Origin of the sequence: Streptomyces marokkonensis (assembly GCF_039539045.1) — a bacterium.
Classification (GTDB): Bacteria; Actinomycetota; Actinomycetes; order Streptomycetales; family Streptomycetaceae; genus Streptomyces; species Streptomyces marokkonensis.
In genome coordinates this window covers 1-2,485 of the sequence record NZ_BAABCQ010000345.1, presented here as the reverse complement: position 1 = coordinate 2,485, position 2,485 = coordinate 1, and the positions used below count along the sequence as shown (strand labels likewise).

Here is a 2,485-nt window from a genome sequence, read left to right as displayed (position 1 = left end):
TCCGCGACCAGGTCCTTCTTCGTCAGGCCCAGGAAATGCGCGCCCTGGCTGATCAGCTTGTCCGTCGCCGGATCCACCTTGAGCGGCGACTGCCGGGGCGGCTTCGAAGCCGTGGTCATAAATCCCACCTCCGCATCTACGGTACCCTAGTACCTCACGGTGGGCCCTGCTGTGACCGCAATGGGACGCAGTCCGCCGACCGCCGGTACTACGGCTCCGGATCGATGACGGTCGACCGGATTGCCCTGCGCCAGATCGCCAGGGATGAAATCGCACGACGGCAGGCGCCTGATCCAGCGCGGTGACACTTCCCCACCCACGCCACAGCGGCATCGATCACCCTCGTGCCCCGTCCGTGCCCTTCGGAGCGGATAGCAGCGGACAAACACGGTAGCCAGAGACCACACCAGCCTCGACCGCTCCACCCGAACATGCAGGTCAGGGACACTACAGCCGTTCAAGAACCGTTGATTCCCAAGCTCAGAGCGCGAGTTCGATTCTCGTCACCCGCTCCGACGCTAACCCCCAGGCCGGCCGCTCGGGGTTCTTTGCTGCCTGGACCGGATCAGGCAGCGCATGCCCGCTCCGCGCCTGGCGCCCGGTCAATGGAGCGGGGCACGAGACGGCCCGCCGTAGAGCTCGTCGGGACCGATGAGCAGCACACCGTCCTCGCCCTGTGCTCCATGTGACACCTCACGTCGCAACGAGTCGCCGAAGCCGTTTGCGCTGAAGCAGGCCAACTGACATCGACTGGTGTCCATACCTCGCGCGGTGAGAACTTCTCGTGCCCGAGTCAGCCTCTCCAGGTGGCTCAGCCCCATGACGGTGCCCCATTTCGCTTCTCCCAGCAGGTGGACCGCTTGCTTGCTGCCCCCGGGCCCGGGTTCCACCACGGCCACGTCGATCTGCGTCTGGCGCCTTGCCACGGGGTCCGTCACCACGCCACCGCCCACCTCCCCAAGGAGGACCGGAGCAGGGCCCGGCCCGGCCCGAGTATGTACTCACGGCACACCGTTTCGAAGTGTGGTCCGGCCACCTGTGCCGCGAAGCGTTCCGCGGACTGCGCCCACACCTTTCGCGTCTGTCCGCTTTCCAGCCGCGCCCAGGCGGGCCGTATCACCGCCTCGTAGAAATTGATCAGTGGCTCGGTGATTCTGTACTGGGACTTCCCGGCTCGAAAGACGTCCGCTTCCCGTGCCAGTAGGTGACTGTCCTCCAGAACGTGGAGGGGGTGTGAGATGTCCACCGACTTACGGCCGATGAACCCGGCGATCCCTCCCCGTGTGGAGTTCCCCTGGGCCACCGCGGCAAGGACCGAGTGGTACAAGGCCGTGTCCCGGATGTCCGCTTCCTCGGCAAGCAGGTACCGGGCTTCCCGGAAAAGAGGGCTGAAGGGCGAGAGGACCGTACGGCAGATCCAGTCGTCGAACTCCTCCAGCCTGGGGTCCAGGTGCCGGGTGATTCCCGCGCGTGTGAGGCAACGGGCGAGGCGGCCGGCGCGTCCTACCGGGTGAACGGGTTTTGCACGCAGGGGCGTTGTCAGTGGTGGCGCGTAGTCTCCGCAGGAGTGCGAACGGCGGCCGTCCGCGCACGGCGGACAGACACTCTCGGGGGAGACGATGCACGTGGCCACGAGCGGGACGACGACCATGACGTGTTCGGCGGGGACGGCGCAGACGGCGGCCGCCCGGGCGGTGCCTTCGCTGGTGACGCGGGTCCGCTCCGCGACGTCGGTGGAGGACCCGTCGTGGACGCGCGGCGCCTCCCGGCGGTCGCAGGGGGGACGCGAGGAGCCGTCACTGTGGAGGACGTCCGCGCTGCTGGGCTGCCTGTTCCTGACGGCGGGCCGCCGCACGGCGCCGGGACCGGCCCTGGCCCTGCCGGCCCGGTTCCTGGACCGGGAGTTCGGCCGGGGCCGGGTGACACGCTTCGAGGACATCGACTTCCCGGGCACCCTTGAGCACGAGCCCACCCGCCGCTTCCTGCGCGAGACCGGCCTGCCCGAGGACGCCCACCCCTTCCGGCAGGACCCGGCCGACCTGCCGCTGTCGCTGCCGACGGTGGCCGAGTGGTGCGACGAGTTCCCCGAGAACCGGCTCGCCGACCGCGCGGACCACCTCGTGCGCCTGGGCCGGCTGGCGGACGGCGATCACGTGGTCGTCGACGGCACGACGGGCGCCGTCCTGACCTGGAGGGCACCCGACGGCACCCTTCGGCCCCTGATGTCGGACGTCTCCGCCCTCGCTCTCATCCTCTGGGCACTGCGCCGCTCGACGCCGCCGGGGACCGCGGCGGGAACCGGCCCCGCGTGACCTTTCGCCGGCGGAGCTCACCGGGGCGGCGGGCCGGGACCGGCGGTCGTACGACGAAGAAGGTTTCGGCCCGGGGTGGCGCTGGTGGGGGCCTGGGTGGCGAAGCGGGTACGGTTTCGTGAGCGGTGAGCGGTGAGCGGTGAGCGGTGAGCGGTGAGCGGTGAGCGGTGAGC

Annotated in this window: 2 protein-coding genes; one reads left to right on the top strand and one right to left on the bottom strand. The window is 69.6% G+C overall.

Annotated elements, in window-relative coordinates:
* Positions 1-934: 934 nt before the first annotated feature.
* Positions 935-1,651, bottom strand: a complete 717-nt coding sequence (locus tag ABEA26_RS35745) for an AAA family ATPase (protein ID WP_345598210.1) — start codon at positions 1,649-1,651, stop codon at positions 935-937.
* On the opposite strand from ABEA26_RS35745, the gene ABEA26_RS35740 reads away from it, so the two are divergent.
* On the top strand, positions 1,650-2,312 hold the full coding sequence (locus ABEA26_RS35740) for an SUKH-4 family immunity protein (protein ID WP_345598208.1): 663 nt from the start codon (positions 1,650-1,652) through the stop codon (positions 2,310-2,312). The two genes, ABEA26_RS35745 and ABEA26_RS35740, sit on opposite strands and share 2 nt — an antisense overlap.
* The last annotated feature ends 173 nt before the right edge of the window (positions 2,313-2,485 follow it).

Bases quoted from the DNA above. Each gene is read 5' to 3' on its own strand.
- ABEA26_RS35745 (WP_345598210.1), bottom strand. From the start codon at position 1,651: ATGGTCGTCGTCCCGCTCGTGGCCACGTGCATCGTCTCCCCCGAGAGT.
- ABEA26_RS35740 (WP_345598208.1), top strand. From the start codon at position 1,650: ATGACGTGTTCGGCGGGGACGGCGCAGACGGCGGCCGCCCGGGCGGTG.